25 protein-coding genes are annotated in these 26,316 nt (G+C 70.9%); 6 read left to right on the forward strand and 19 right to left on the reverse strand.

Annotated elements, in window-relative coordinates:
* Positions 1 to 359: 359 nt before the first annotated feature.
* Positions 360 to 455 (reverse strand): hypothetical protein, encoded by a 96-nt coding sequence (locus tag FMEAI12_RS40165; RefSeq protein WP_306769319.1) that lies wholly within the window; start codon positions 453 to 455, stop codon positions 360 to 362.
* A 754-nt stretch (positions 456 to 1,209) separates the two neighbouring features.
* Between FMEAI12_RS40165 and FMEAI12_RS24270 the strand changes: the two genes are divergently transcribed.
* A complete protein-coding gene (locus tag FMEAI12_RS24270) occupies positions 1,210 to 2,985 on the forward strand; it encodes a glycoside hydrolase family 26 protein (protein ID WP_235014417.1) in 1,776 nt (591 codons plus the stop codon).
* Positions 2,986 to 3,148: 163 nt separating this feature from the next.
* Here FMEAI12_RS24270 and fdxA read toward each other — a convergent pair whose 3' ends face one another.
* From fdxA to nifH, 17 genes are all read right to left on the reverse strand, one after another.
* Positions 3,149 to 3,490: a ferredoxin gene (gene fdxA, locus FMEAI12_RS24275; protein WP_018501689.1), complete on the reverse strand. Its 342-nt coding sequence runs from the start codon at positions 3,488 to 3,490 to the stop codon at positions 3,149 to 3,151.
* Between the two features lie 81 nt (positions 3,491 to 3,571).
* Positions 3,572 to 4,612: a 2-oxoacid:ferredoxin oxidoreductase subunit beta gene (locus tag FMEAI12_RS24280; RefSeq protein ID WP_112107969.1), complete on the reverse strand. Its 1,041-nt coding sequence runs from the start codon at positions 4,610 to 4,612 to the stop codon at positions 3,572 to 3,574.
* A complete protein-coding gene (locus tag FMEAI12_RS24285) occupies positions 4,609 to 6,621 on the reverse strand; it encodes a 2-oxoacid:acceptor oxidoreductase subunit alpha (RefSeq protein ID WP_112107970.1) in 2,013 nt (670 codons plus the stop codon). Before FMEAI12_RS24285 ends, FMEAI12_RS24280 begins: the two co-directional genes overlap by 4 nt.
* Positions 6,593 to 7,813: a cysteine desulfurase family protein gene (locus FMEAI12_RS24290; protein ID WP_112107971.1), complete on the reverse strand. Its 1,221-nt coding sequence runs from the start codon at positions 7,811 to 7,813 to the stop codon at positions 6,593 to 6,595. The genes FMEAI12_RS24285 and FMEAI12_RS24290 overlap by 29 nt, the downstream gene beginning before the upstream one ends.
* Positions 7,810 to 8,733: a HesA/MoeB/ThiF family protein gene (locus FMEAI12_RS24295; RefSeq protein WP_112107972.1), complete on the reverse strand. Its 924-nt coding sequence runs from the start codon at positions 8,731 to 8,733 to the stop codon at positions 7,810 to 7,812. The genes FMEAI12_RS24290 and FMEAI12_RS24295 overlap by 4 nt, the downstream gene beginning before the upstream one ends.
* A gap of 53 nt (positions 8,734 to 8,786) precedes the next feature.
* The gene (locus tag FMEAI12_RS24300; RefSeq protein ID WP_112107973.1) at positions 8,787 to 9,407 is read right to left on the reverse strand and encodes an iron-sulfur cluster assembly accessory protein; all 621 of its coding nucleotides are present in this window, start codon (positions 9,405 to 9,407) and stop codon (positions 8,787 to 8,789) included.
* A complete protein-coding gene (gene nifB / locus FMEAI12_RS24305) occupies positions 9,404 to 11,386 on the reverse strand; it encodes a nitrogenase cofactor biosynthesis protein NifB (protein WP_112107974.1) in 1,983 nt (660 codons plus the stop codon). Before nifB ends, FMEAI12_RS24300 begins: the two co-directional genes overlap by 4 nt.
* Entirely contained in the window at positions 11,383 to 11,736 is a 354-nt protein-coding gene (locus FMEAI12_RS24310) for a nitrogen fixation protein NifZ (RefSeq protein ID WP_112107975.1), read from the reverse strand. Before FMEAI12_RS24310 ends, nifB begins: the two co-directional genes overlap by 4 nt.
* Positions 11,733 to 12,113 (reverse strand): nitrogenase-stabilizing/protective protein NifW, encoded by a 381-nt coding sequence (nifW, locus tag FMEAI12_RS24315; RefSeq protein ID WP_071067118.1) that lies wholly within the window; start codon positions 12,111 to 12,113, stop codon positions 11,733 to 11,735. The genes FMEAI12_RS24310 and nifW overlap by 4 nt, the downstream gene beginning before the upstream one ends.
* Positions 12,110 to 12,355, reverse strand: coding sequence for a CCE_0567 family metalloprotein (locus tag FMEAI12_RS24320; protein ID WP_071067117.1), 246 nt, complete (start codon positions 12,353 to 12,355; stop codon positions 12,110 to 12,112). Before FMEAI12_RS24320 ends, nifW begins: the two co-directional genes overlap by 4 nt.
* Positions 12,345 to 12,812 carry a NifX-associated nitrogen fixation protein gene (locus tag FMEAI12_RS24325; protein ID WP_071067116.1) on the reverse strand — a complete coding sequence of 156 codons (468 nt, stop codon included), beginning with the start codon at positions 12,810 to 12,812 and terminating at the stop codon, positions 12,345 to 12,347. Before FMEAI12_RS24325 ends, FMEAI12_RS24320 begins: the two co-directional genes overlap by 11 nt.
* Before the next feature lie 40 nt (positions 12,813 to 12,852).
* Positions 12,853 to 13,299, reverse strand: a complete 447-nt coding sequence (gene nifX, locus FMEAI12_RS24330) for a nitrogen fixation protein NifX (RefSeq protein ID WP_112107976.1) — start codon at positions 13,297 to 13,299, stop codon at positions 12,853 to 12,855.
* Positions 13,293 to 14,744, reverse strand: coding sequence for a nitrogenase iron-molybdenum cofactor biosynthesis protein NifN (gene nifN / locus FMEAI12_RS24335; RefSeq protein WP_071067114.1), 1,452 nt, complete (start codon positions 14,742 to 14,744; stop codon positions 13,293 to 13,295). Before nifN ends, nifX begins: the two co-directional genes overlap by 7 nt.
* Positions 14,744 to 16,117, reverse strand: coding sequence for a nitrogenase iron-molybdenum cofactor biosynthesis protein NifE (nifE, locus tag FMEAI12_RS24340; protein WP_112107977.1), 1,374 nt, complete (start codon positions 16,115 to 16,117; stop codon positions 14,744 to 14,746). The genes nifN and nifE overlap by 1 nt, the downstream gene beginning before the upstream one ends.
* Before the next feature lie 327 nt (positions 16,118 to 16,444).
* Positions 16,445 to 18,001 (reverse strand): nitrogenase molybdenum-iron protein subunit beta, encoded by a 1,557-nt coding sequence (gene nifK / locus FMEAI12_RS24345; protein WP_112107978.1) that lies wholly within the window; start codon positions 17,999 to 18,001, stop codon positions 16,445 to 16,447.
* 67 nt (positions 18,002 to 18,068) lie between these two features.
* Complete coding sequence (gene nifD, locus FMEAI12_RS24350; RefSeq protein ID WP_020464281.1) at positions 18,069 to 19,529, reverse strand: nitrogenase molybdenum-iron protein alpha chain; 1,461 nt, start codon at positions 19,527 to 19,529, stop codon at positions 18,069 to 18,071.
* Between the two features lie 46 nt (positions 19,530 to 19,575).
* The gene (gene nifH / locus FMEAI12_RS24355; protein WP_020464282.1) at positions 19,576 to 20,445 is read right to left on the reverse strand and encodes a nitrogenase iron protein; all 870 of its coding nucleotides are present in this window, start codon (positions 20,443 to 20,445) and stop codon (positions 19,576 to 19,578) included.
* An 830-nt stretch (positions 20,446 to 21,275) separates the two neighbouring features.
* Between nifH and FMEAI12_RS24360 the strand changes: the two genes are divergently transcribed.
* The 5 genes from FMEAI12_RS24360 to FMEAI12_RS24380 all read left to right on the forward strand — a co-directional run bounded on the left by FMEAI12_RS24360 (position 21,276) and on the right by FMEAI12_RS24380 (position 24,246).
* A complete protein-coding gene (locus tag FMEAI12_RS24360) occupies positions 21,276 to 21,713 on the forward strand; it encodes a hypothetical protein (protein ID WP_018501672.1) in 438 nt (145 codons plus the stop codon).
* A gap of 441 nt (positions 21,714 to 22,154) precedes the next feature.
* Positions 22,155 to 22,751, forward strand: a complete 597-nt coding sequence (locus FMEAI12_RS24365; RefSeq protein ID WP_112107979.1) for a DUF6529 family protein — start codon at positions 22,155 to 22,157, stop codon at positions 22,749 to 22,751.
* A gap of 11 nt (positions 22,752 to 22,762) precedes the next feature.
* The gene (locus tag FMEAI12_RS24370; protein WP_112107980.1) at positions 22,763 to 23,218 is read left to right on the forward strand and encodes a Rieske (2Fe-2S) protein; all 456 of its coding nucleotides are present in this window, start codon (positions 22,763 to 22,765) and stop codon (positions 23,216 to 23,218) included.
* 12 nt (positions 23,219 to 23,230) lie between these two features.
* Positions 23,231 to 23,848 carry an FHA domain-containing protein gene (locus FMEAI12_RS24375; RefSeq protein WP_112107981.1) on the forward strand — a complete coding sequence of 206 codons (618 nt, stop codon included), beginning with the start codon at positions 23,231 to 23,233 and terminating at the stop codon, positions 23,846 to 23,848.
* A 47-nt stretch (positions 23,849 to 23,895) separates the two neighbouring features.
* Positions 23,896 to 24,246 (forward strand): metallopeptidase family protein, encoded by a 351-nt coding sequence (locus tag FMEAI12_RS24380; RefSeq protein ID WP_112107982.1) that lies wholly within the window; start codon positions 23,896 to 23,898, stop codon positions 24,244 to 24,246.
* Between the two features lie 33 nt (positions 24,247 to 24,279).
* Here the strand turns inward: FMEAI12_RS24380 and FMEAI12_RS24385 are convergent, their stop codons facing one another.
* Positions 24,280 to 25,824 (reverse strand): toll/interleukin-1 receptor domain-containing protein, encoded by a 1,545-nt coding sequence (locus tag FMEAI12_RS24385; RefSeq protein WP_112107984.1) that lies wholly within the window; start codon positions 25,822 to 25,824, stop codon positions 24,280 to 24,282.
* Positions 25,825 to 26,316: the final 492 nt, after the last annotated feature.

Below are 26,316 nucleotides of genomic sequence, written 5' to 3' on the forward strand. Positions count from 1 at the left end.
TAGGATCGAACACACGTTCGACCATAAAGGTGTGTGCGCCACCCCGACAAGCACGAACCCGACGAGACCACACCAAGTTCACATTCGGCCCGGGAAGATTTCTCGTTGCGAACAGCCGGCGGACTCTACGGAATGGTTGATACGTTTCACTTAACGTAGTAGCAGCGAGTCTCCTACCGGGACCACGGGGCAATCTTTGTCTAGATCGTCAGCGGGGGCCGGAAACTGCGCACCGCCTCGGAAGGAGCCCGTCTTGCATATCCCGTCCCTCAGCTTGTATATCGGATGGCTCAGCCTCAACGAACTCCTCGTCGTCGCCGTCTTCGAGATTTTCGCCATTGCGATCGTGGCTCTGCAGGTCAGGCGCCCAGTCCGGCGGTGCGGCCTTCGCCGGTTCCGGTGAGCAGTGCACGAGCGCGGGCGAGCACGATCGAGTCACTGTCGGTGTAGGCCACCCGGCAGTCCGGGGCGATGCGCTGGGCGACCTCGTGCGGGTTCGGCGAAGTGGGAAGCCGGTGCCAACGTCAAGGAACCGGCTCCCCGCGTCCTGGGCGAGAAACCGGGTCACCGGTGCAGGAACGCACGGTAATCCGGTCCGGGGTGCGTGCCCGGGACCGGCGGATGGGGGTGATGCCTCGCCTGCGCCGCGACACCAGACCCACACCGTTGGTGAGCGCCCGGTAGTGGTGGCCGTGGGTGACGGATTGTTGAGTGTCAGCCAGGGTTGCTTCGTAACAAGGTTGCGAAGATGAACCGGTGCCGACCGGCGGTAGCGCCGCACGGCAGCACGCCACCCGGGGTCCGACAGGTCCCGGCGCGGGCGGTGAATGTGGGGCGGGGGCTCGATGGGGGACGTACGTGCAACGGCACGAGGCAGGTGACGCGCCGCCGACAGCGGGCGCGGGTCGGGACAGTGCCGACGCGCACCAGAACGTCGGCGAGCGCGAAGCCACCGGCACACGCCGGAAGACCGGGTCAGACCGGAAGACCGGATCAGACCGAAAGACCGGATCAGACCGGACGAGCGGGTCGGACCGGGCAGCCACGCCAGGCCGGGCAGCGACGACAAAGCGGAGCGCCGCGTCCGAACGGACAGCCACGCCAGAGCGGAAGACCGGGTCAAGCCGGAACACCGACTCGACCCGGAGAACCGGCGGCAGGAGCAAGGCGACCACCGGCGCGAGCCGGAGAGCCGCCGGCGCAGGCGACGTGGTGACCGACACCGCCGAGGACACCGCCACCGAGGTCCCCGGCAACGCGTCCGGAGCGGGCACCGGCCCGGTACCGAAGACCGGCGAAGGTCCCGGCGGCGCTGGTGAAGGTTCAGGCGTGGACGTGTCCGGGTCTTCGGGCCCGCTCCCGTTCGCTGCCGGGACAGACGTGCCCGTCGGGAGCGGTGCGGGCGAGGACGTGATCGCGCGGACGCTGCCGTACGAGCGCCTCGGCACGCCGGGCTCGCCGATGCGGCCGGACAAGACTCTCGTCAGCTCCGTGGCTCGGACCAGTGCCACCAGCCAGAGCAGCCCCACCAACTCGGGCAGCTCAACCAGCACGGGCAGCCCCAACCGTTCGGACAGCCCTTTCCGCCAGCGGGCCTCTGCCGGCCTGGGCAGCCCCGTGAGCAAGGGCGGGGGCCCGGTTGGGAGCACCAGCGAGAACCCCGTCCCGGACGGGCCAGGGCCCGGAACCGGGCCCGAAGCCGGGGCCGGAACCGGGCCCGAAGCCGAAGCCGGGGCCGGAGCCGGGCCCGAAGCCGGAGCCGGAGCCGCGGACCCGGGCGAAGCTGCCCAGGCGCCAGGGGCCGGAGGCCAGGGGAAGGACGGCCGCCGCGGCGGGAATCACCGCGGCGGGACGGCTCGTCGAGGTAGGCCGCGCCGACGACGTCGCACCGTGCTCGGGGTCGTCGCCGCCGCGATGGTCATCCTGCTCGGCGCGATCGGCCTGGTGACGCTCACCGGCGGCCCGGATTCGCGGCGTTCGGCCGATGCCCCGGCGGCGAGTCAGGCCCCGGATACGGCGAAGGCGCCCGGGGCACAGCCCACGCAGCCTCAGCCGGAGCCGGCGCCGACCGGGCCGGCCGCGCCGGGGGTGCGGTGGCCCTCCGGGGCGAACGGGAACCCGCCGCTGGACATCCGCGCCTGGGAGGCCTGGACGGGGCGGCTGACGAACGTCGCAGTCGTCTTCACCAAGCGTAACGACTGGAACGGGATCGCCTACGACAACTGGCCGATGTCGGACTACCCGCCGGGGGTGTACAACGGGCAGCTTTCCATCGCCCAGCCGCTGTTCCCGCGGTCGGGTGACGAGCGGACCTGCGCCCGGGGTCACTATGACGCCTACTGGGCGGCGTTCGGCCAGACCCTGACGCGTAATGGCCGGCCCGACGCCATCGTCCGGCTCGGTTGGGAGTTCAACGGGAACTGGTTCTGGTGGTATCCGCGGGACACCGCGACCTGGAAGACCTGTTTCCAGCGGGCGGTTACCCAGATCCGGTCGACGGCGCCGGCGGTGCGGATCGACTTCAACGTCAGCGCGCACCGTGACCGGATGCCGAACGGTGACGACGTGTGGGCGGCCTACCCGGGCGACGAGTTCGTGAGCATCGTCAGCAGTGACGCCTACGACTCCTACCCGCCGTCGCGCTCCGCGGAGACCTTCGACCAGCAGTGCAACATCCCGTCGGGGGCGTGCACCGTGGCCGCGTTCGCGCGGGCGCACGGCAAGCAGTTCGCGGTGCCGGAGTGGGGACTCGTCCGGGTGGACGGGAACGGTGGCGGCGACAATCCGCTCTTCATCGAGAAGATGCACGACCTGTTCGACCGGAACCGGGACATCCTCGCCTACGAGGCGTATTTCAGCACCGCCGAGGCGGACAACGTGCGTTCCTCGCTGATCAACCCGCCGCTGAACCCGATGGCCGCGCAGCGGTACCTGGAGCTGTTCGGTGCCGGAGCCGGCGGCAGTGGCAGCCCCGGCGGCCTGTGACCCGGGTGGTGACCGGTCCGGCCGTGATCTGAACGGCGGCCCGGTCCGGCCGTGACCCGGGCCGTGACCCGGGCCGGCTCGAGGAGCGTGGTGGCTGCTCCCCGCGCCGGCCCGGGTCACGGGCGGCCCTACCCCGTCACCTGGGCGTGGGCCCGCGTACCGGTCAGGCGGAGGCCTCGTACTCGGCCACGAAGGGCGTGTCGGCCTTGATCTTGCCCACGGTCTTGGCGCCACCGGGATCGCCGAGCGGCTCGTCCCGGCCGGGCAGGACCTTGGTGAAGAACTCCTTCTCGCTCTTCACGAAGGGGCGCTCGGCCTTGGGCACCTCCAGGTCGAGCATGATCGCGCCGATCGGGCAGGCGGACGCGCAGGCGCCGCACTCGGTGCACTCGTTCGGGTTGATGTAGAGCTTCCGGTCGCCCTCGTAGATGGCGTCGACCGGGCACTCGTCCAGGCATGCGGTGTCTTTGACGTCGATGCAGGGCGACGTGACGACGTAGGGCATCGGAACTCTCTTTCTTTCCTTCTTCACGGACGGCGGGCGTCCGGGGGAGGTCTCGTTACGCGGTCGGCCGCGAGGAGGGGCTCAGGCCCGGCTGGCCGGCACCGACCAGGAGTCGTCGCCGGTGAGCAGCTCCTGCAGGTCGCCTCGGCCGCCCGCGCGGGCGGTGGCGAGGCGGTTCTGGTACTGCTTGTCGAAGCTCGGCCGCTCCACCGCGCGGTACACGCCGATCGGCGCGAGCTCGGGGTGGGTGTCCGCGATCCGGGCGAGGGCGTAGGCGTAGGTCGGGCTGGTCGAGCGCGGGTCGTGGATCACGACGCCCTTCTCCACCGACCGGCCGAACTTCAGGTCGCCGGTCTCGGGGTCGCGCAGGATCGCCCACTGGCTGTCGGCACCGAACAGGATCGGCTGGCCGGCCTCGAGCCGGATCGGGCCGTCGGCCGCGGTGGGCTCCGTCGCGGAGGCGGCGACGTCGTCCCGGGGCGCGACGTTGAAGGTCGGGCAGTTCTGCCGGATCTCCACGAGCGCCGAGCCGTCGTGCGCGTGGGCGGCGGCGAGGATCTCCGTCATGTGCTTGCGGTCGGTGTCGACCGTGCGGGCGAGGAAGGTCGCCTCGGCGCCCAGGGCCAGCGCGGCCGGGTTGAACGAGTGGTCCAGCGAGCCGAACGGGCTGGACGGGGTGACCGTGCCGGGCTTCGTCGCGGGCGAGAACTGGCCCTTGGTCAGACCGTAGATCTGGTTGTTGAACATGATGATCTTGAGGTTGACGTTACGGCGCAGCGCGTGGATCAGGTGGTTGCCACCGATCGACAGCGAGTCGCCGTCACCGGTGACGACCCAGACCGACAGGTCCGGCCGGTTGATCGAGATGCCGGTCGCGATGGACGGCGCCCGCCCGTGGATCGAGTGGATGCCGTAGGTGTCGAGGTAGTAGGGCAGCCGGGACGAGCACCCGATGCCGGAGACCACGACGAAGTTCTCGCGCGGGATCCCGAGGGTCGGCAGCAGGTTCCGCATCCCGTTGAGGATCGCGTGGTCACCGCACCCCGGGCACCAGCGGGCGTCCTGCCCGGTGGAGAAGTCCTTCGCTGTGAGCTGCTTGCCTACCGCGTCTGAGCTGGTCACTTGCCCGCCTCCGAATCCGATCCGAGCTCGCTGCGGCCCAGCTCGCTCATGCCGAGCGTGCTGGCGCCGCCCGCGGCCTTGATGTCCTCACTGGTGATCTCGGTGTCGCCGAGGTCGGCGCCGTGGACGAGCCGGGTGAACACCGCGGCCAGCTCGACCGCGCGGAAGGGAAGCCCGCGGGTCTGGGTGTAGCCGACGGTCTCGACCCCGCAGTGCATCCGCAGCAGGCCGGAGAGCTGACCGAGGTTCATCTCGGGCACCAGCACCGTGTCGTAGGACGACAGCACGGCGGCCAGGTTCGCCGGCAGCGGGTTGAGGTAGCGCAGGTGCGCCTGGGCGATGGCCAGCCCCTGGTCGCGGACAAGCCGGCAGGCGGCGCCGATCGGCCCGTAGGTCGAGCCCCAGCCGACCACCAGCACCCGGGCACCGAATCCGGGCGCCCCGCTCGGGTCGTCGACCTCCAGCGCCGGCACCTTGATGCCGTCGACCTTGTTCTGGCGGGTGCGGACCATCAGGTCGTGGTTGTCCGCGTCGTGCGAGACCTCGCCGCTGCCGTCGGCCTTCTCCAGACCACCGATGCGGTGCTCCAGGCCGGGGGTGCCGGGGATGGCCAGCGGGCGGGCGAGGGTGCGCGGGTCACGCGCGTACGGGTGGAACTTCGGCGTGCCGTCCTTGCCCACGGCGTTGGGCTTGGTGGCGAACTCGATGCCGAGGTCGGGGAGCTCCTCGACGGCCGGGACCTTCCACGGCTCGCTGCCGTTCGCGATGTAGGAGTCGGACAGCAGGATGACCGGGGTGCGCCGCTCCAGCGCGATCTGCGCCGCCTCGAACGCCGCGGCGAAGCAGTCCGCGGGCGACTGGGCGGCGAGCACCGGCAGCGGGGCCTCGCCGTGCCGGCCGTAGAGGGCCTGCAGCAGGTCGGACTGCTCGGTCTTCGTCGGCAGGCCGGTCGACGGTCCGCCGCGCTGCACGTTGACGATGACCAGCGGCAGCTCCAGCGAGATCGCCAGGCCGATCGCCTCGGACTTGAGCGCCATGCCGGGGCCGGAGGTGACGGTGACGCCGAGCATGCCGGCGAACGAGCCGCCGATCGCCGCGCCGATCGCCGCGATCTCGTCCTCGGCCTGGAAGTGGCGGACGTCGTGCGAGGTGAGCTTGCTCAGCTCGTGCAGGACGTCGGTCGCCGGGGTGATCGGGTACGCGCCGAGGAACAGCGGCATCCCGGCCTGGTGCGCGGCGGCGACGAGACCGAAGGCGATGGCCCGGTTGCCGCGCATGTGGCGGTAGGTGCCCGGGGGCAGCGCCGCGGGCTTCACCTCGTAGGAGACGGCGAACGCCTCGGTGGTGTCGCCGTAGTTCACGCCCGCCCGCAGCGCCGCCAGGTTGCCGGCGAGGATCTCCGGCGGCTTCTTGGCGAAGCGCTTCTCCAGGTAGGCGATGGTGCTCTCGACCGGCTGGTTGAACATCCAGGAGACCAGGCCGAGGGCGAACATGTTCTTCGTCCGGGCGGCGTCCTTGCGCTTGAGGCCGAGGCCGTCGGTGGCGCCGACGGCGAGCCCGGTCAGGTCGACCGCGTGCACGATGTAGTTGCCCAGCGAGCCGTCGGTCAGCGGGTCGGAGTCGTACCCGGCCTTCTCCAGCGAGCGCACGTTGAACGCGCCCGAGTCGACGATCAGGACGCCTCCGGGACGCAGGTCCTTCAAGGTCGCCTTCAGCGCCGCCGGGTTCATCGCGACGAGGACGTCGGGCTGGTCACCCGGGGTGGTGATGTCGTGGTCGGCGACGTGCAGCTGGTAGCTCGAGACACCGCCGACGGTTCCGGCTGGCGCCCGGATCTCGGCCGGGAAGTCCGGCAGCGTGGCCACGTCGTTGCCGGCCTCCGCGGCCTGCGCGCCGAAGCGGTCGCCGGTGAGCTGCATGCCGTCGCCGGAGTCGCCGGCGAACCGGATCACGACCCCCTTGAGGCGGCGTACCCGCGATTCAGGCTGTTCGAAGAGCTCGGTTGTCATCTCGAACCTCGTCTTGGATGGGGGTGCTCTGGGAAAGGGAGCGGACGCGCAGGACAGCGCGGGCCACCAGATCCGCGGCGGTGCGGATCTCCTCCGTCGTGGTGGCGCGGCCCAGGCTGAAGCGCAGGCTCTCCCGGGCCTCGGTGGCCGTGCGGCCCATGGCGAGCAGGACATGGGACGGCTCGTCCCCGCCACCGCTGCACGCCGAGCCGGCCGAGATCGCCACACGCGGAGCACAGGCCTGGACCTCGTCGGCACCGGCGCCGACGAAGCGGAGATTGACGGTGTTCGGCAGCCTGGCACGGTCCGGGCCGTTGAGCTCGACGGCTCCGGGCCCGAGCCGCTTCGCCAGGGTCTCTGTCAACAGCGCAGTCAGCAGCGCCGTCAGCGCGCCCTGGCGCCTGCCGTCGTCGGCCATCGACTCGGCTGCGATGCGGGCGGCCGCTCCGAAGCCGGCGATCCCGGCGGTGTTGAGGGTGCCGGCCCGCAGGCCGCGTTCCTGGCCGCCGCCGTGCACCCTGGGCGCGAGGCGTGGCCAGGCGTCCTTCGACGCGATCAGCGCGCCGACACCTTTGGGACCGTAGAGCTTGTGCGCGGACGCGACGGCCAGGTCGACGCCCGTCTGCTCGAGCTCGACCGGGATGCGGCCGAGGGCCTGGGTGACGTCGCACAGGAGCAACGCCCCGGCGGAGTGCACCGGTTCGACCAGTGGCCGCAGGTCGTTCACGGCCCCGGTCTCGTTGTTCGCCGCCATCACCGCGACCAGCGCGACGTCCGGCCCGAGTCGGCGCCGCAGGTCGTCGACGTCGATGGTGCCGTCCGGGTGGACGGCGATCCGCTCGGCGGCTGTCGCGTCGCCAGCCGACACCGCGGCGTCGGCGGCGCCGAGCACCGCGGGATGCTCGGTGGCCCCGACGAGGATCCGGCGTCGCCCCGGCTCGGCGGTGGCGAGGACCCCACCGATCGCCAGGTTGGCGGCCTCGGTCGCCCCGGAGGTGAACACGACCTCGCGGGGGCGGGCGCCGGCGAGTGACGCGACCTCACGCCGGGCCCGCTCGACGATCCGCGTCGCCTCCTGGCCGGGGGCGTGCTTGCTGGCCGGGTTGGCGAACCGCTCGGTGAACAGCGGGAGCATCACCTCGACCACCCGCGGGTCGACGGGCGTGGTCGCGTTGTGGTCGAGGTAGATCACCGTGGCTCCCCGGAGCCGGGCCCCTGGCCGCCGCAGGACGGGCAGTGCGGGTCACGTCGGGCTCGCAGCACCCGGAAGTCCAGGTCCCAGAGGTCGAACTGGAGCAGCCTGCCGGCCGCCGGCTCACCGAACCCGGAGATGATCTTTATCGCCTCGGTCGCGGCGAGGCAGCCGACCATCCCCGACACGGCGCCGAGGACGGTGAAGCCCAGCGGCTGCCAGGACGGGTCGCCCTCGGTGAAGACACAGCGCAGGCAGGGCGATCCGGGCTGGACGACCAGCAGGTTCCCCTCGGTGGCGTTCATCGCGGCGACGACCGCCGGGGTCCGGGTCGCGACGCAGGCGTCGTTGAGCAGGTAGCGGTCGGGGAAGTTGTGGCGGGCGTCCACGACGACGTCCGCCCCGGCGACGAGGCGGCCCAGCTCGGGGAGCTGGGACAGCTCGCGGTCGATCGCGACGATCTCGACTCCCGGGTGGTGCGCGCGCAGGGTCTGCTCCGCGCAGGCCACCCGGGAGCCACCGATCCACTCGGGGCGCATCAGGGTCTGCCGGTTGAGGTCGGGCTCCTCCAGCGCGCCCGGGTGGACCAGGACCAGCCGGCCGACCCCGGCGGCGGCGAGGTAGGTCGCGGCCGCCCCGCCGACGCCGCCCACGCCCGCCACGAGCACGGTCGCGCCGCGCAGCCGCTCCTGGGCCGCCGGGCCGAAGCCCGGCAGGTCGAGCTGCCGGTCGTACCGACCGGGCAGGCTCGCTCCCCCGCTGCGCTGCGCCGGCGCCAGGGCCGGGGCCAGGGCCAGGGCCGTCGGTGCCAGCGCCGTTGCTGGCACCGCGGCCTCGGACGCCCCGCGGGCATCGACCGGACCGACCGGGCCGGACGCCGGCGGAGAACTACGCCGGGTCACTATCATGCTGCGCTCCATGACTGGTCCGTGTGTTCCGTCGGGGGGTCGGTGTGGTGGGCCGGGGTTCGCCGTCAGGAGACGAGGGCGACGCGGCCGATCTCGGGCAGGCTCTCCTTGATGCGCTTCTCGATCACCGCGGTGACGGTGGCCGAGGCGCTGGAGCAGCCGTTGCAGGCGCCGACAAGCCGGATGTGGACCTCGGCGGTGCCCGGCTCCCCGTTACCCGCGAGCACGGTGACGAGCTGCACGTCGCCGCCGTCGCCCTGCAGGAACGGCCGGATCTCGGCGATGACGTCCTCGACCTGGCCGCGCAGCCGGTCGTCGGCCTCGGCGCGCTCGGGCTCCTCCGGGGTGCCGAACGAGTTGCCGCAGCCGCACGAGCTGGTCGCGTTCGGGTTGGTGAAGGTGAACCCGGAGGAGGTCAGCGACTCGACATAGTCGATCCGCAGCCCCCGCAGGTGCCCCATCATCGACGAGTTGACGAAGACGTCGAACCCGTCGGAGTGGATGACGATGTCGTCGCTCTCGGCTCCGGGGGCGAGCGCCAGGTTGTAGGTGAGGCCGGAACAGCCGCCCGGGTTCACGCCCACACGCAGGCCGAAGCCGGCCGTCTCCGCGCTGCCGCCGAGCAGGGTCCGCACCTGGGCGCGGGCGCGCTCGGTCAGTTCGACGGTGCTCTGGACGAGGGTCATGACCGCGCTACCTCCAGGTCTGTGACGTCGGTGCCGGCGCTGTGGGAGCCGGTGCCGACGGAACGGGTGTGGGCGGGGCGCGCACCGTCGGCGCGTGCCTTCTCCGGGGTGGTCCGCTCCGCGCGGGACTTCTCGGTGCGCGGGTCGGTACGGGCGTGCTCGGCGTCGTGGCGGTGGCCGGAACCGGCGGCGTGGCGGTGGCCGCCGCCGGAACAGGAGCCGGACTTGCCGCCCTCACCCGAGCAGGAGCCGGGCCGGACGGTGACGGCGAACTCGAACGGGTCGTCGTCCATGAGGTCCGGGTCGAGCAGGTCGACGTCCACCAGTTCGCCCTGCACCAGCTCGGCGCGCACCAGCTCGGCCTCGGCCATCTCGGCCTCCACCTCGTCGAGGTCGATCTCGTCGAGGTCCGTGAAACCGGTGCCGGCGGGGTCGGGGTTCACCGGGACGGCCGCGCGGGCGGCCGCGGTGAGCCGGCCGCCGACGGTGGCGACGGCCTTCTCGATCAGTTCGTAGACCTCGACCGGCTCGATCCCGGCGGCCTCGAGCGCGTCGTACGGCCCCGGGCCGATCTTGCTGCACAGGACGGCGGAGCAGTCGGAGAGCATCTCGATGGTCTTGTCGAGCACCGAGGCGCCGTCCCCGCACTCGGTCGGGCCCTCGCAGTAGCGCTGCACGTCGCGGGTCTGGACGAGCCGGGCCCAGCTGCGGCCGGCCTCGTAGATCCAGAACTCGGAGGCGTGGCCGAAGTGCTGGTTGACCACGCCGCTGCCCTTGGTCGCGACGGCGACCAGGACGACGTCGTCGGGCCTGGTCGCCGGGCCGGCGACGGTCACCGTCTCGCGCTCGGCGCGGGTCTCCTGGCGCCACCGCTCGATCTCGGCGTGGGCGGCGAGGCGGCCTTCCAGGTCGTAGGCGATCTCGCGGCCCTGGTAGGTCTCCGGGGTGAACTCGTCACCGCGGTCCTCGCCGAGCAGGCCGACGGCGTCCGCCCGGCACTGCCGGCAGTGCCGCATCATGTTCATGTCGGCGCCGTCTTCGCCCTCGCAGCGGTCCTGCAGGGCCTTGAGCTGCTGGGGCGTCGGGCCCGGCTGGCCGGCGAGGCCGAACACGGTGCCGTGCTCCGGGGCGGAGACCAGCGGCATCACGTTGTGCAGGAAGGCACCGAGCCCGCGGACGGTCTTCGAGACCTCGACGAGGTGCTCGTCGTTGACCCCCGGGATCATCACCGAGTTGACCTTGGCGAGGATCTTGCGCTCGGCCAGCATGGCGAGGCCCTCGAGCTGGCGCTCGGAGAGGATCTTCGACGCCTCCCGGCCCGTGTACTTCTTGCCCTTGTAAGCGACCCAGGGGTAGATCCGCTCGCCGACCTCGGGGTCGATCATGTTGATCGTGATCGTGACGTGGTCGACGTTCAGCGCGGCGATGCGGTCGACGTGGTCGGGCAGGGTGAGCCCGTTCGTCGACAGGCACAGCTTGATGTCGGGGCAGTCCCGGGCGACCAGTTCCAGGGTGCGGAAGGTGCGCTTCGGGTTGGCGAGCGGGTCGCCGGGGCCGGCGATGCCCAGCACGCTCATCTGCTTGATCTCGCTGGCGACCAGCTTGACCTTGGCGAGCGCGTCCTCGGGGGTGAGCAGGTCGCTGGTGACGCCGGGCCGGCTCTCGTTCGCACAGTCGTACTTGCGGTTGCAGTAGTTGCACTGGATGTTGCAGCCGGGCGCCACCGCCACGTGCATCCGGGCGTAGTACTGGTGCGCCTCGGAGCTGTAGCAGGGGTGGTTGGCGATCTTCTCGGCGATCTCCGGATCGGTGGCCGGAGTGCTGCTGCCGCAGCTCTTCTTGGACGCGCAGCCGCCACCCGGGGCGGGCGCCGCGCCCTGGGCGGGCGAGCCGTTCTGACCAGGGGTGGCCGTCCGACCGGTCAGCAGCTCCGCCGTGGCGGCGGGCAGCACCGGAAGCATGACGGGCTCGTTGTTCACGACAGCCCCTCCTCCTTGTCGGTGGTCCCGCTGGTCACGGCGGCGCTGCTGTCAGCCGCGGAACTTGTGGCATGGGCGGTGGCGGCGGCGGCGGCCCGGCTGGACGGGGAGGTCTCCCGCACCGCGGCCTCGAGCTCGCGCTCGAGGGCGCCGACGACCCGGCCGTTCTCGAACGCGACGGCGTAGACGATGTGCTCCTGCAGGTACAGGCCCACGTTGATGACCTCGCCCCGGGTGCCGGGCTCGACCAGGATCTGGCCGGTCGCGATGTTCGGGTCCGGGAAGGTCCCGTCCTGGCGCAGGGCCTTGGTGGTGGCGACGACGTCACCTACGTCGAAGGTCGACTTCATCGCTGCTGGCCCTTCTCGTCGGTCTGGGTGGTCGCCGGTCGCTCGACCGTGATCTCGGACATGGGGACGAACCCGGCGGGCTCTGGCGCGCGGTCCTTCAGCACCTTGAACAGGCGGTGGTCCAGCGCGGTGGCCGTGGTGAAGGCCTCGTAGGCGCGGACGAGGGCTGCCCGGTAGTCCCGCAGCAGCGCCTCGGGGGACACCTCGGCGTCGGCCCCCTCGTGCAGGCCGGCGATCTCCTCTGCGAAGAAGCGCAGGATGTGCAGCCGGTTGACGGCCACCACCCGCGGGTCGTAGTCGACGTCGAGCAGCTCGAAGTACTGCTCGGCGGTCGAGCAGCGGCGGAACTCCTCGAGCTGGCTGGTGAGCGCGCTCATGCTCCCGCTCCCTTCCCGGTGCCACCGGCGGCGCCGGCGCGCAGCTCGTTCTCCAGCAGCGCGATCTCGGCGTAGGCGTCGTAGGTACGGCGGGCGAGGTCGAGGATGTTCTCCCAGTTGATCGGGAGGTCCTCGGCGAGGTCGTGCAGGTCGAGCTTGAGCTGCGAGGCCTTGCTGTTCAGCTTGCGCAGCCGGGTCGTGACGGCGGCGACATCGGTGCTGGTGCTGGTCTCAGGAGTCATCGCGGGCGACCTCCCTCCACTGCTCGACGAGCTTGGCGGCGGCGGTGACCATGGCCTCGCCACGGGCGGCGAGGTCCTCGAGCGAGTTGAAGCCGAAGCGCTGGACGTCGCGCAGGACGTCGGAGAGCACCACCAGCCGCCCGCCGAAGACGATCACCCGGCCGAAGCCCTCGTGGTTGAGGTCGAGCACGGTGGTGGTGATGACCCCGGTCGCCTTCTCCACCGAGGCGGCGACGGCCTGGTAGAAGGAGCGCACGCGCCCCTCGATGACGGCGTCGATGTCGCAGTTGGAGGCGATCTGCCGCCGCTGCTCGCGGGTGAGGATGAACGGGCCGAGCAGCTGCTCGTCGGGCAGCCGGTCGAGGTTGCCGTAGGTGTCGCCGGCGCGGAGCTGGTCGACGAGGTCCCGCAGGAACCCCTCGAGCTGGCCGCCTGCGCTGGGGGCCGGTGTGGTCATGCCGTTCCTCCCATGGTCATCGGGTTCGAGGTGGCGGGGTCTACTGCGGCCTGGCCGGCGCGACCGGCGCGGCGGTGGCCGACGGCGAGGAGGTCGGGGTCCAGGCGGGCGCCACCTGCGGGCTGTGCGCCCGAAGGACCTTGCGCAGCCAGGGCGGCGGGTTGCCCGCGAGCACGCCGACGAACTTGGCGAGCAGGGAGTCGATCTCGGTGCCCACGGGGACCTTCATCGGGTGGATCCGGGCCTTGACGACCTTCGCCGCCGCCGTCCCTCCGATGTCGCAGACGTTGAGGATCGCGCAGTCGACGACCGCCGCGAGCCTCGAGGCGATCTTGTCCTCTTCGTCGTCCTCCGCGGGCCCGAGCTCTCTGGTCTCGAACAGGTGGAAGCCCTCGGGCCCGACCTCGTAGACGTCGAACCGGCGGCACCAGCCGAAGTGCTGGTCCACGGCGTGGCCGTCGCTCGTCGCAAAAGCGATCTTCAACATGGGGACTCCTGGCACAGAACGTCGAGCTGGTCGAACGAGTCGAGCGGATGTTCGCGGACGTCGTGGCGCCCCGGGCGGTGATCGGCCCGGTGATCCGCCTGGTGGTGGTCGAGCAGCCGGTTCGCCGCGTCGACGAGCAGCCGCAGGCTGCCCCCGTACCCGGCGGTCGTGCGCAGGGCCGATCCGAGCCGGTCGTAGATCGGGAATCCGACGGCCAGGTGGGCGGCGCCGATGCGGTCGGCGACCGTGCGGACGTGACTCGACCCGATGAGCAGTTCCGCGCCGCCTTCGAGGGCGCGTTCCTCCAGCTCGGTCAGGTCGCCGATGACGATCTCGTCCCAGGGGGCGGTGGCGAGCACGGGAGCGTCCGTCGGCGACACCGCCGCGACGATCTCCGCGCCGACGTCGTGCAGCAGGGAGCCGACGGCGACCAGCGCCTCGGGCTCCATCGCGAGCGCGATCCGCGCCCCGCCGAGGACGAAGTGGGTGTCGAGCAGGCCGTCCGCCAGCCGGGCGCGGGCCCGCCGCACCTCGGGCGCCGGTCCGCGTCCCGAGTAGGCCATCAGCTCGGTGACCAGCCTGTCCACCGCGGCGAGGCCGCTGAGGTGGTCGTGGTGGATCAGGTCGGCGGCGGTCCGCGCGGCCAGGTCGACCCCGGCCTCCGCGGCGGTCGCGCCGGCGGTGATGATCAGGCCGGCCTCGTCGAGGCGGCGCAGCTGCGCGAGCCCCGTGCCACCGGTCGTCGTCGGCTGCCAGGACGGGGCCAGGTGCCCGTCGAGGGAGCCGGAGAGATCCGGGACCAGCACCGGCGCCATCCCGAAGGAGCGGATCAGCGCGCAGAGCTCGTCGAGGTCGGCGGCCGACAGGGACGGCCCGACGAGCACGGCGACCGTCTCGGGCGCGGAACCGGTTCCGGGACCGGAGCGCGAACCCGGGTAATCGTCGGAGTCGGCGTGGTCGAAGGGGACGGTGGTGACCAGCGAGCGCAGCGCGGCCGACCAGCCGTCCGACAGCCCGCCGGCGAAGTCCGGCGTGGACACCCGCACGATCAGCGGCGCGCCCTCGGGCGTGGTGTGGTTCATCATCGCGATGTACTGGCGCACCTGGCCGGCGACGTCCTCGCCGCTGACCTCGGTGACGCCGGTGGTCAGCAGGCCGATGATCCGCGGGTTCTGCTTGGCGCGGATGCCGTCCAGGTTGGCGACGAGGTCGTCGCCGCTGCCGAGCACCGCGGACACCTCGGTGACACCGGTGGTCTGCAGCGGGACGGGCTCGTTGAAGTGCCGGGTCAGCAGCGCCTTGGCGAACGAGGCGCAGCCCTTCGACCCGTGCATGACGGGCATCGCCGCGGCGAGGCCGAGGAAGACCAGCGCCCCGCCGAGCGGCTGGCTGAACCGCAGCGGGTCCAGGCCGGGCCGGCGGTCACTCGTGACGACCCTCGCCATCACGCCACCCCCTCGACGTCCCAGGGCGCGGGGGCGCGGACCTGCTCCCACACCGGGTTCGACAGCGCCATGTCGAGGCGGCGGGCCAGCTCGACCGCGCCGCGGTAGCCCGCGTAGGGGATGTGCCGCTCCTGGTTGATGTCGAGGAACGGCAGCCGGCCCTTGAGCGCCGTGTACTGGTTGCGGCCGCCGGCGACGAGGATGTCCGCGCGGGTCTCCTCGGCGATGCGCAGCAGCTCGCGCGGGCTGCCCTCGGAGACGATCCTGGCGTCGGGGCCGAGCAGTTCGCGGATCTTCTCGACGTCGCCGTCGGAGCTCTTGGTGATGCCGTTCGCGACGACCTCGATGCCGAGGTCCTGCAGCGCGGAGACGATCGACCAGCTCTTGACCCCGCCGGTGTAGAGCACCGCGCGCCTGCCGGCGAGCCGCTCACGGTAGGGCTCCAGGGCCAGGTCGACGGCGGTCTGCTCGAGGGCGATGACCTCCTCGGCGCGCCGGGCCAGCTCCGCGCCGCCGAGCAGGCGGGCGAACTCGCGCAGGGTGTCGTTCATCGCGCGGACGCCGTAGAAGCTGCCCTCGAACCAGGGGATGCCGTAGCGATCCTCCAGGCCGCGGGCCAGGCCCAGCAGCGCCCGGGAGCAGACGACCATCGTCGCGCGGGCCCGGTGCGCCGCGGCGACGTCCGCGTAGCGCGCGTCGCCGCTGATGCAGGCCCGGACCCGGATGCCCATCTTGGCCAGCACCGGCAGGACGTCCCACAGCTCGCCGGCGATGTTGTACTCGCCGACCAGGTTCACGTCGAGCTCGGTCACGTCGGGCGGCTCGACCGTCCCGATGACGTGCTCGAGCAGGGCCTCGCCGGCGAGGCGGTTGCCCAGGTTCTTGTTGCCGGCGAACCCCGGGGCGTGCACCGGGATGACCGGGACGCCGGTGTGCGCGGCGGCCGCCGCGCAGACGGCGTCGAGGTCGTCGCCGATCATGGCGGTGACGCAGGTCGAGTAGACGAACACCGCCGGCGGGTGGTGCCGGCGGACGGCTTCGAGAATGGTGTCGAACAGGCGCTGCTCGCCGCCGAAGATGACGTCCTGCTCACCGACGTCGCTGGTGAAGCCGCGGCGGTAGAGGTCGGGGCCGGAGGAGAGGCTCCCCCGCCCGTCCCAGGAGTTTCCTGCGCAGGCGATCGGGCCGTGCACGACGTGGGCGCTGTCGACGATCGGAACCAGTGTGATCATCGCACCGTCGAAGGTGCATCCGCCGCTGGTGCCGCCGGGCGCGGGCTTGGGGCACCCGGCCTTGCGCTCCTTGGCGGACTTCTCGCGGTTGTGATCACATGCCGGTTCGGTGAATAGCGTTGCACGGTCAGTGGCGGCCATGGCGATCTCTCGGCTTAGGGAGGGTCGTCCCCTCGGTGAGCTGGGTGAGCGGGCCGTTCGATGGACCAGCAGTTCTTCTGAACCGGGGTGGTGCTGGCGGGTGGTGCCGGTGGGTGGTGCCGGTGGGATGGTGGCCGGCCGGCTGGGGCGCCGGCCCCGGCAGTGGCGGGGCACCTGCCTCCGCGGCGCGGGGGGCGCGGTCCCAGCGCGCGGGCGGGGGCCCCGGCGGAGCGGGGGCTCGGGGCCGCCAGCCGGCCGACCACTGGGAAGGCCGTGCGCGCCGCCCGGGGGACACCGGACGCTCAGGAGGCGTCCCCCGGACGGGGCCTAGCGCACGGCGTCGTAGCTATGGTCCGGGCTGGTCCGGTCAAGCTCGTCCAGCACGGTGTTCACGAGCTGCGTGAGCAGGTGCAGCCCGCCGGTGTAGCCGATGATCGGGAAGCGGTGCAGGTGGTGCCGGTCGAAGATCGGGAACCCGACCCGCACCAGCGGAACGTTCGCCTCCCGGGAGATGTACTTCAGGTAGGTGCTGCCGATGAGCAGGTCGACCGGCTCGGTGAAGACCAGCGACCGCAGGTGCCACAGGTCCTTCTCCGGCCAGACGGTGGCCGCCTCGCCGAACTTGCTCGCCGAGAGCACCTTCTCCATGCGGGCCTTGAAGGTGGTGTCGGCGTTCGTGCTGAGCACGTGCACCGGGATCATGCCGAGCTCGAGCACGAAGCGGGTCAGCGCCACGACGAGGTCCGGGTCGCCCGCGATGGCGACCCTCTTGCCGTGGAGGTAGGCGTGCGAGTCCGTCAGGGCGTCAACGAGACGGCCGCGCTCGACGGTGAGCTCGGCCGGGATCTCGACGCCCGCCAGCCGGGCGATCTCGGTCAGGAACTGGTCGGTGCCGCGGACCCCGATCGGGGTCTCCAGCACCAGCGTGTCCTGCTTCCACACGTCCCGGATCAGCTCGGTGGTCTTGCGGGTGGCGGACTCCTGCAGCAGCACGGTGGCGCGGCTGAACTTCGCCTTCGCCGCCTCGGCCAGCGGCGTGCCACCGGGGTAGAGGTCGTACTCCCCGTCGGCCGGCGAGTCGAGCGAGTCGGCGTGGTCGCCGAGGATCAGCGGGTCCACGCCCATCAGCTCGAGCACGCGCCGGTACTCGCGGAGGTTACCGGTGTAGGTCTCGAAACCGGGGATGATGTTCAGCCGGGGCTTCCCACCGGTCGCCGGCTCCGTCGCGTCCGCCGACTTCGTCAGGTTCTCAAGGATTCCCTTGAGCATGCTGTCGTACCCGGTGATGTGCGAGCCCACGAAGCTCGGGGTGTGGGCGTAGGGAACCGGGTAGTCGGCGGTGATCACCTCCTTGTCCTTGGCCGCGCCGATGTAGGCGAAGAGGTCCTCACCGATGACCTCGGCCATGCAGGTGGTGCTGACCGCGACCATCTTCGGCTTGTACAGGCTGGTCGCGTTCTCCAGCGCCTCGACCAGGTTGTTCAGGCCGCCGAAGACCGCCGCGTCCTCGGTCATGGACGTGGATGCCGCGGGGACGGGCTCCTTGAAGTGCCGGGCGAAGTGGCTGCGGAAGTACGCGACACAGCCCTGCGAACCGTGCACGAGCGGCAGCGTGCCCTGGAACCCGAGGCCCGCGAGCACCGCACCGAGCGGCTGGCAGGCCTTCGCCGGGTTGACGGTCAGCGCCTCCCGGGCGAAGTTCTTCTCCCGGTACTCCCAGCCGCGGGTCCACTCGAGGACGCGGGAAACCTCGGCGGATTCACTGCCGTTCTCGAACTCGGCCTTGCCCTCGAACTGCTTCTGGTAGACCTCGTCCTTGAACAGCTCGCTGTGGTCGAGGACCCGCAACGGAATGGAACTGCCTGTCTCGGGAGTCGTCGTCACCGGACATCCTCCTTTCTACCGTGACTGATGGCCGCCGGCGATCGCCGGCGGAGACCGGAAGATCCGGTCAGAACACCTCTCCGGCCTTCGACCAGGGGGTCTCCATGAGGTCCCAGGTCGGGCTGTTGATCGCGATGTCCATGTCGCGGGCGAAGACCGCGAAGCCGTCGACGCCGTGGTACGGCCCGGAGTAGTCCCAGGAGTGCATCTGGCGGAAGGGGATGCCCATCTTGTGGAAGACGTACTTCTCCTTGACGCCCGCACCCATGAGGTCCGGCTTGAGCCGCTTGGCGAACTCCTCCAGCTCGAACGCCGTCGGGTCGTCGTAGAGCACGACGCCTTCCTTGAGCTCGGCGTACGTGCGGGTGTAGTCGTCCTTGTGCGCGAACTCGTAACCGGTACCGACGACCTCCATGCCGAGGTCCTCGTAGGCGCCGATGGTGTGGCGGGGGCGCAGACCGCCGACGGCGAGCATGACGCGCTTGCCGTCGAGGCGCGGCTTGAACGCCGCCGTGATCTCGTCGAAGCGCTTCTGGTAACGCGCGATCGCGGCCTCGGTCTTCGCCTGGATCGTCTCGTCGAACTTGGCCGCGATGGCCCGCATCGAGTTGACGATCTTGGTCGGCCCGAAGAAGTTGAACTCGATCCACGGAGTGCCGTAACGCTCCTCCATGGTGGTGCAGATGTAGTTCATGGAGCGGTAGCAGTGGATCAGGTTCAGCTTCGACAGGTGCGTCGAGGCCATCTCGTTCAGCGTGCCGTCGCCGGACCACTGGGCGATGACGCGCAGGCCCATGTCCTCGAGGATCCGCCGGGACGCCCAGGCGTCGCCGCCGATGTTGTAGTCGCCGATGAGCGCGACGTCGTACGGGGTCTCCTTGAACGACTCGCCGCCGGTGCCGAGAACGTGGTCGCGGACCGCGTCGTTGGCGATGTGGTGGCCGAGCGACTGGCTCACCCCGCGGAAGCCCTCACAGCGGACCGGGATGACCGGCTTGCCAAGCTTCTTCGACGCCGTGCGGGAAACCGCCTCGATGTCGTCGCCGATCAGACCGATCGGGCACTCGGACTGGACCGAGATGCCCTTGGCCAGCGGGAAGAGCTCGTTGATCTCGTCGCAGACCTGCTCCAGCTTGGGGTCACCGCCGAAGACGATGTCCTTCTCCTGGAAGTCCGTGGTGATCTGCATCGCGGTGAAGTTGGTGACACCCCACGGACCGCGGGCGTAGTTGCGCCGGGTGGCCCAGGAGTACTGGCCGCAGCCGACCGGGCCGTGGCTGATCGTGACCAGGTCCTTCACCGGGCCCCACACCACGCCCTTGGAACCGGCGTAGGCACAGCCACGGATCGTCATGACCCCGGGGCGGGACTTGATGTTGGACTTGACCTCGCACTCCTTCGACCCCTCGGGGTCGTTGGCCTTGAGGTGCTTGGCGCGGAACTTGGCCGCCTTCTGGGGGTACTGCTCCAGGACCTCGGCGATCATCGCCTCGGTCTCGGCCCGCTGCGGAGCCGGAGTCGTCGTCATGATCGGGACCTCATCCTCGACAGTGTCAGAGCAGGTGGCCGGAGCCTCAGGCGACGGTCGCGTTGGCCTTCTGGCCGATGATCGACTCGTCTTCCTGCTCCATGATCCCGAACTCGATCAGCAGCTCCTCGAGCTCGTCCATGCTGATCGGGGTGGGGATGGTCTTCATGTCGTTCTCGTCGATCTTCTTGGCCAGCTGGCGGTACTCGTTGGCCTGGCTGTTCTCGGGGTCGTACTCGATGACCGTCATCCGGCGCAGCTCGGCGTGCTGCACGACGTTGTTACGCGGGATGAAGTGGATCATCTGGGTGTTGAGACGGCGGGCGAGCTCGATGATCAGCTCGTCCTCGCGGTCGGTGTTACGGCTGTTGCAGATGAGCCCACCGAGACGCACGCCACCGGAGTGCGCGTACTTGAGGACACCGCGGGCGATGTTGTTCGCGGCGTACATCGCCATCATCTCGCCGGAGGTCACGATGTAGATCTCCTGGGCCTTGCCCTGGCGGATCGGCATCGCGAAGCCACCGCAGACAACGTCACCGAGGACGTCGTAGGTGACGAAGTCGAGGTTCTCGTAGGCGCCGGCCTCCTCCAGGTAGGTGATGGAGGTGATGACGCCACGGCCGGCGCAGCCCACGCCCGGCTCCGGGCCACCGGACTCGACGCACTTGATGCCCCACTGGCCCTCGACCAGGACCTCGTCCAGCTCCAGGTCCTCGACCGAGCCCTTCTCCGCCGCGAGCTGGATGACGGACGTCTGGGCCTTCGAGTGCAGGATGAGGCGGGTCGAGTCAGCCTTGGGGTCGCAGCCGACGATCATGACGCGACGGCCCATCTCGGCCATGGCAGCCATGGTGTTCTGCTGGGTGGTGGACTTGCCAATACCACCCTTGCCGTAGAACGCGATCTGGCGCATTGCATTCTCCTCCTGGAGCTGCGTACGCACGCACGGTTTCGTGCAGTGCGTCCCGCGGTTCGGAAATCGGTTGCGGTCGTGGCCCCGCGAACCGACTGGGCGCTGGTAGCTCGCCCTCCCGGCTTGCCGCGATATGTAGAAACCGTAGGAGGGATTCATTTCGGACGCATGTACGTCGGTAACCGCTCCGTTAACAAGAAATCGACCCCACGGGGCGCTACCTCACCACTCAGGAAAGCCTGAAGGATAATTCCGAGGATAAGTTTTTGATGCGATTCCTGGGCCGCCCCGCGACCTGCACGTGCGGCGGCACGGGCCGCGGCGGAAGGCGCGGCACAGGCCCACCGGGGGCACCCCCACTCGGCGGCCGATCCGGTTTCAGCCGGGTCAGCGGGCCGTTAATCAGGAGTGTCCTCCCTGGTGACCGCCCCCGATATACCGGCTCCGGTGTGACGTACAACACCGAATCACGGGCCCTGAGTGCTCGGTCACCCCCGCACCTGCGCCCGGCGAGGCCATACATATCCGTGTTTGCGGAACTCTATCACCAGATTTTGCCGCGTTCGCGGTGGACTATCGTCCTAATTGCGGGTAACGGGGGTCGCGGGCCCCTCCCGAGCGCCCTCGGCAGGGCTCCCCCGGAAGCGGGCCGGCCGCGCCTTTACGTTTCCGAAACCACCCGTGCCGGTCCTGTCTGGACCAGGTCCGAGAGGTCGGATAGCGTTGCCTCGCGCACACGGGATAAAAGCACCGGTCAACACCCGGCAAACAGCACCCAGCAAACAGCTCGGTCCCATCAGCAGCGGTACCGAAAGCCAGGACGGTAGGAAGTGACGGAAGCTCAGGCCGTCGACGCCTGGACCGGCTCGCCCATCACATGGGAAGAACTGCGCACCGCGGTCGTCGGCAACAACGGTGTCTATCGGATCGACATGGCAGTCCTGCGCGAGATCGGCGGCTACGGCCGGCTCGGCACCAATGTACGGCAGATCCTCAGCCGGAAACTCGCGGGAGTGGGCCTCGGCCACCTCCCCGCCGAGCTGCCGTCCTACCAGGACAAGCAGGTTCTCCTGTACCAGTACGGCACCCCGGCGGCGGAGATCGTCGACGCGCTCAGCGAGGGTGCGACCGACGGCGCGGAGTCCGCGCTGCTCCGGTTGAACTCCTCGCAGGACCTCGCCAAGGTGCGGGACGCCTCGATCAAGGCGGTCGAGCTCCTGTCGATCCTCAGCGAGCGGTGCAAGGACTGCCAGGGTCCGCTGCACTGACGCCGGCCGCCCGCGGTAGGGCGGGGCAGGGCACCCGGGCACCCCCGGAGGTCCGCTCCCGGTCCCTCGGTCAGCATCGGAAGGTCACGACCCGAGCGTGACGTCCGCCGGACGGGTCGGAAGGGCCGGATCGGCCCGTCCGGCCGGGAGGACCTTCCCGCCCCGTATGCACGCGCGGCACACCCGCGCACACGAGCACGTCAGCCGCAGACGCAGACCGTTCCGGTCGCCTGTCGGCACCGCCGCCCACCGCCTCGCCTGCCGGCACCGCCGGCCAGCCGCTCGGCCCGCACCTCCGGGTCCTTCCGGAAACCTCATTCCGCTTTCCGCCGCGACGGCGCTGTTCCGCCGGCGGGCTGTCAGCCGAGCGACGAAGCTAGACCGCACCCCCCTTTTTGCTGCATAGTGCGCCGAGCGGGAATGTTGGCGAACGGGGGGCGGATGGCGCTGGGTACGGAAAGTTCCGGTTCGAATACGGCTCGGGATAGCACACGCACGCCTTCGGGGGGGCTCGGTCTCGCCGTCGCGTTGTTGACCGGAGTGGCGGTCACACTGGCGCTGGCGGTCTACTCGAAGACCCACGACCCCGCCCGTAGGCCGCTGTTCACCCTCGGTTTCTCCGGCATGCTGCCGATGAAGGCCTGGCTCACCACTGCCGCGGCCGTCCTCCTGTTGGTGCAGCTCACGACCGCTCTGTGGATGTGGGGGCGGCTGCCCGGGGCCGGCCGGGCACCCGGCTGGACGGCGCCCGTCCACCGCTGGAGCGGCACGGTCGCGTTCGTGCTGACGCTGCCCGTCGCGTTCCACTGCATCTGGGCCCTCGGATTCGCCAGCAGCGATTCTCGCGTGCTCGTGCACAGCCTCGCGGGGTGTGTCTTCTACGGCGCCTACGCGGCGAAAATGCTCGGCCTGCGGACGAAAAAACTTCCGGGATGGGCGCTGCCGGTACTGGGGTCGGCGGTTCTCCTCTCCCTCGTCGTGCTCTGGCTGAGCGCGTCGCTGTGGTTTTTCACCCGTACCGACATCCCGAAATTCTGAGGAAGGCCGGCATGACGCAGGAAGCTCCGACCCGGCGCGTGGTCGTACCCGGCCTCATCGTGACCGCGGCGGGTGCCGCCGCCGGCTACGTGGTGGCCTCGGGCAGTAGCGCGGCCGACCCCAAGCCGCCCGCCGCCGAGGCCAACGCGGCGGGGACAGCCGCGGGCGGGGGCGACACCGCGACGCCACTGGCCAACCTCGCCGACATCCCCGCGAACGGCGGCCTGGTCCTCGAGGACGCCAGCATGGTCCTGACCCGGGACGGCGGGAACGGCGTCAAGGCGTTCACATCCGTCTGCACGCACCAGGGCTGCAACGTCAGCTCGGTCGAGGGGGGGAAGATCATCTGCCCGTGCCACGGCAGCAAGTTCGACGCGCAGACCGGTGCTCCCGTCGCCGGGCCGGCCGGCGAGCCGCTCGCACCGATCCCGGTGACCGTGCGCGACGACGCCGTCTTCCGCGGCTGAGAAGGGGAGAACATGGACCTGAGCACCATCCGGGTGACCACGGCCACGGGAACGGTCGAGCTGACCCCGGACCGGTCCTACGTGATCGGCCGCAGCCGCGAGGCGGACATCACCGTCCAGGACACGAAGGTCTCCCGCCGGCACGTCGAGCTCGCCCCGGGCCCGGACGGCTGGACGGCGCGTGACCTGAGCACCAACGGCGTCTGGAGCGAGGGGGCGCGGGCGAAGCAGTTCGCCGTCGACGGCGAGATCCGCATCCGGCTGGGCGGGCTGAGTGGTCCGGAGGTCCTGCTCCGGGCGTTCCGGCCGGTCCAGCGCCCGCCGGCCGCCGCCGCGCCGCGGCCGAAGCTCGACAACGCCGATGCCGAGACCATGCTGGCCGGGCAGGGCCGCCGGCCGGTCCCCGGGCAGGCCGCCCCGCCCGTCCCGGCCGCTCGGACGCCTGAACCAGTGGGTGCCGGGGCCGGCTCCGCCGGGGCCGGGGCCAGCGCTGGCGCTGGTGGCGGGGCTGGAGCTGGTGGCGAGGCCGCGCCGAGGCCCGCCCTGAGCGGTTGGCTGCGCGCGCTGCCGACCCTGGTCTGGCTCGCCGCCGTGGGATTCGCCCTCGGCGCCCTGGTCGCCCTCTCCTGACACCCGGCCGTCCTGCCGCGCCGGCGGCACCGCGCCGGCACGGCAGGATGGGAGCCGTGGTCACCGTCAGCCCGGAGCGGTTCGAGGAACTGGTCGTCGCCGCGTTGGACAGCCTGCCGCCCGAGCTGGGACGACGGATGCGCAACGTCGCCGTCCTCGTCGAGGACGACTCCGCGGACGGCCTGCTGGGCCTCTACGAGGGAATCCCCCTCACCGAGCGGGGCGACTGGTACAGCGGCGTGCTGCCCGACCGCATCACGATCTACCGCAACCCGATCTGCGCCATGAGCGCCACGGAGGCGGACGTCGTGCGTGAGGTGCGGATCACCGTCGTCCACGAGATCGCGCACCACTTCGGTATAGGCGACGACCGCCTGGACGAACTCGGCTGGCACTGAACCACCCGGAACGTTCAGCACCGCCCGGAACGGTCAGCTTTCTCCTGGGAACTGGGGCGGGTCCTCCGAGCGCTTGCGCCGCCCGCTCAGCGAGGCCGCGACCTCCTCCAGAAGGTGGTCGCGGGCGGCATTCCGATCGTCCCGCAGACTGGTCAGGTCGATCGGCGTGATGCCCTTGAGCAGGCCGTCCGGGCGGCACGGCCGGACCACCACCGGGATCAACCGGCGCTCGACCCCGCCTTCCCCACCCCCGCTGCCTCCGTCGCCGGCCGTGTTCCCGTCACCGGTGCCGTCGCTCTCCCAGGCCGCCTGCCACTGGGCCTGAATCTCCCTGGCCGCGGTCAGGTAGCTCTCGCTCAGCACCGCGATCGTCCGAGTCGAGTACCGGACCGCGTCGTGCCACTCCGCGACGCGACCCGTGCCCGCCACCATGTCGAAGGCGTCCAGGTGCACCTTGTACTTCGCGGTCTGGAGCTGATGGGCGATCCACTGGCCCCAGTCCTGGTCGGCGTCCGTGCACGAGATCAGGAAGTCCCACCTGCCGGTCGTCGCCTCGGGCACGGACAGCTGTTCGACCGCCATCAGACGGGCCTCCTCCCCCGAACCGGCCGCGCGGGCCGCGTCGGCGTTCCCACGCCCCGCGATCCACGCGACGCCCTTGTACTTCTCCGTCTTGACCTCGACTCGCACGAAGTCGTCCGGGTCGAGCCCGCGCAGCCGCTCACTGACCGTCGACTGGTAGATCGCGTCCGAGACGATCAGTGCGGTGTCCAGGGCGTCGGACTTTCTGAGGACTTCGCGCAGTTCGTCGGCGTCGACCAGCCTCGCCGTGTTGATCGCGGGCGTGCCGGCAAGGCCCGTGCCGTCCACGAACGCCCGACCCTCGTGCACCGCGATGCGCAGCCGGATCCGGCCGGTGCTGTTGCGGGTGCTGTTGTACCTGCCGAGGTCGATCCGAAGCTCCCGGGTGAAGTCGGCGACCACCGTCTCGGCGGGTATCCGGCCGTCGACGATCAGCATGAATCCGTCACCGCGGTCGTTGAAGTGCATGAACTCCGCCGGAATACCCGCGGCGGCCGCCGCCCGCGCCGTGACGGCGCTGATGCCCCTGCGCCACTCCAGATGGACGAGCGCGCCGTTCTTGCTGAAGCTCACCGCGTCGACCACGACGATCGTCCCCAGGACTGAGAGCGGACCGGGTGAGCCGGACGTGCCGGAGCTCCCGAAGGGGTCGGCGACGCGACCACTCCTGGCGGAGGTGCCCGTCACAGCGGCGGCGCTCCCGACCGCGGCCGGGGAGCTGGACGACGGGGCTCCCACCGAGCGGCGGAAGATGTCGTTGCCGGGATACTCCCTGGCCGCGAAGGCCAGGATGCGGTCGGCGGCGTCGGGCCCGCCCCATCCCGACGCCACCTGCTCACCCACCGCTTGCCAGAAGTCCCGGGAGGTGGTGCTGTCCCAGCTGGGATGGCGTTCGCGGTCGATACCCGCGAGCGCCAACAGCAATGTCGCGGAACGCTGCCGATGGTAGACCCTCGCCAGTTCACCCAGCTCGGATTCGGAAAAGGACTTGGCCATGGACTCCCCGTCCGGCTCGTGCATCGTATGCCGGTGCCTGCTGCATTCCGACGCCCACGCGGACCCTCCGGGCTACCCGCCGAACGGCGTCGACCACAATCGTAGTGCGCCGACGCGGGCAGTCCGGCGCCGTACCTCGGTGCGGCGCAGCGTCGAGGATGCGACAGTCACATCGCGGATCGTCCGGCGCCCCGGAAATCGGCGCGTGCTGACGACCGGTGACGGCGGTACTGGCGAATGGGAGGCACTCCGAATGCGACGCGAGCCGAGAAGCCTTCGAAATACGGGATCGCTGGCGGTCGTTCTGTTCGCCGGCCTCGCATTCGCCCTGACGGGCTGCGGCGGCGGGAGCGCCCCACCCGGGGTCGATGGCCCCGTCGGCGCGGCGGCGGTTCCGCCGCCGGGCACGGAACACCGCGGCAACGCCGGCGGCCCGGATCCAGGTGACTCGCGTCCGGGCGGGACGGATCCGGGCGGGACGGGGGCCGCCGC

The organism is Parafrankia sp. Ea1.12 (genome assembly GCF_900465275.1).
GTDB classification, from domain to species: Bacteria; Actinomycetota; Actinomycetes; order Frankiales; family Frankiaceae; genus Parafrankia; species Parafrankia soli.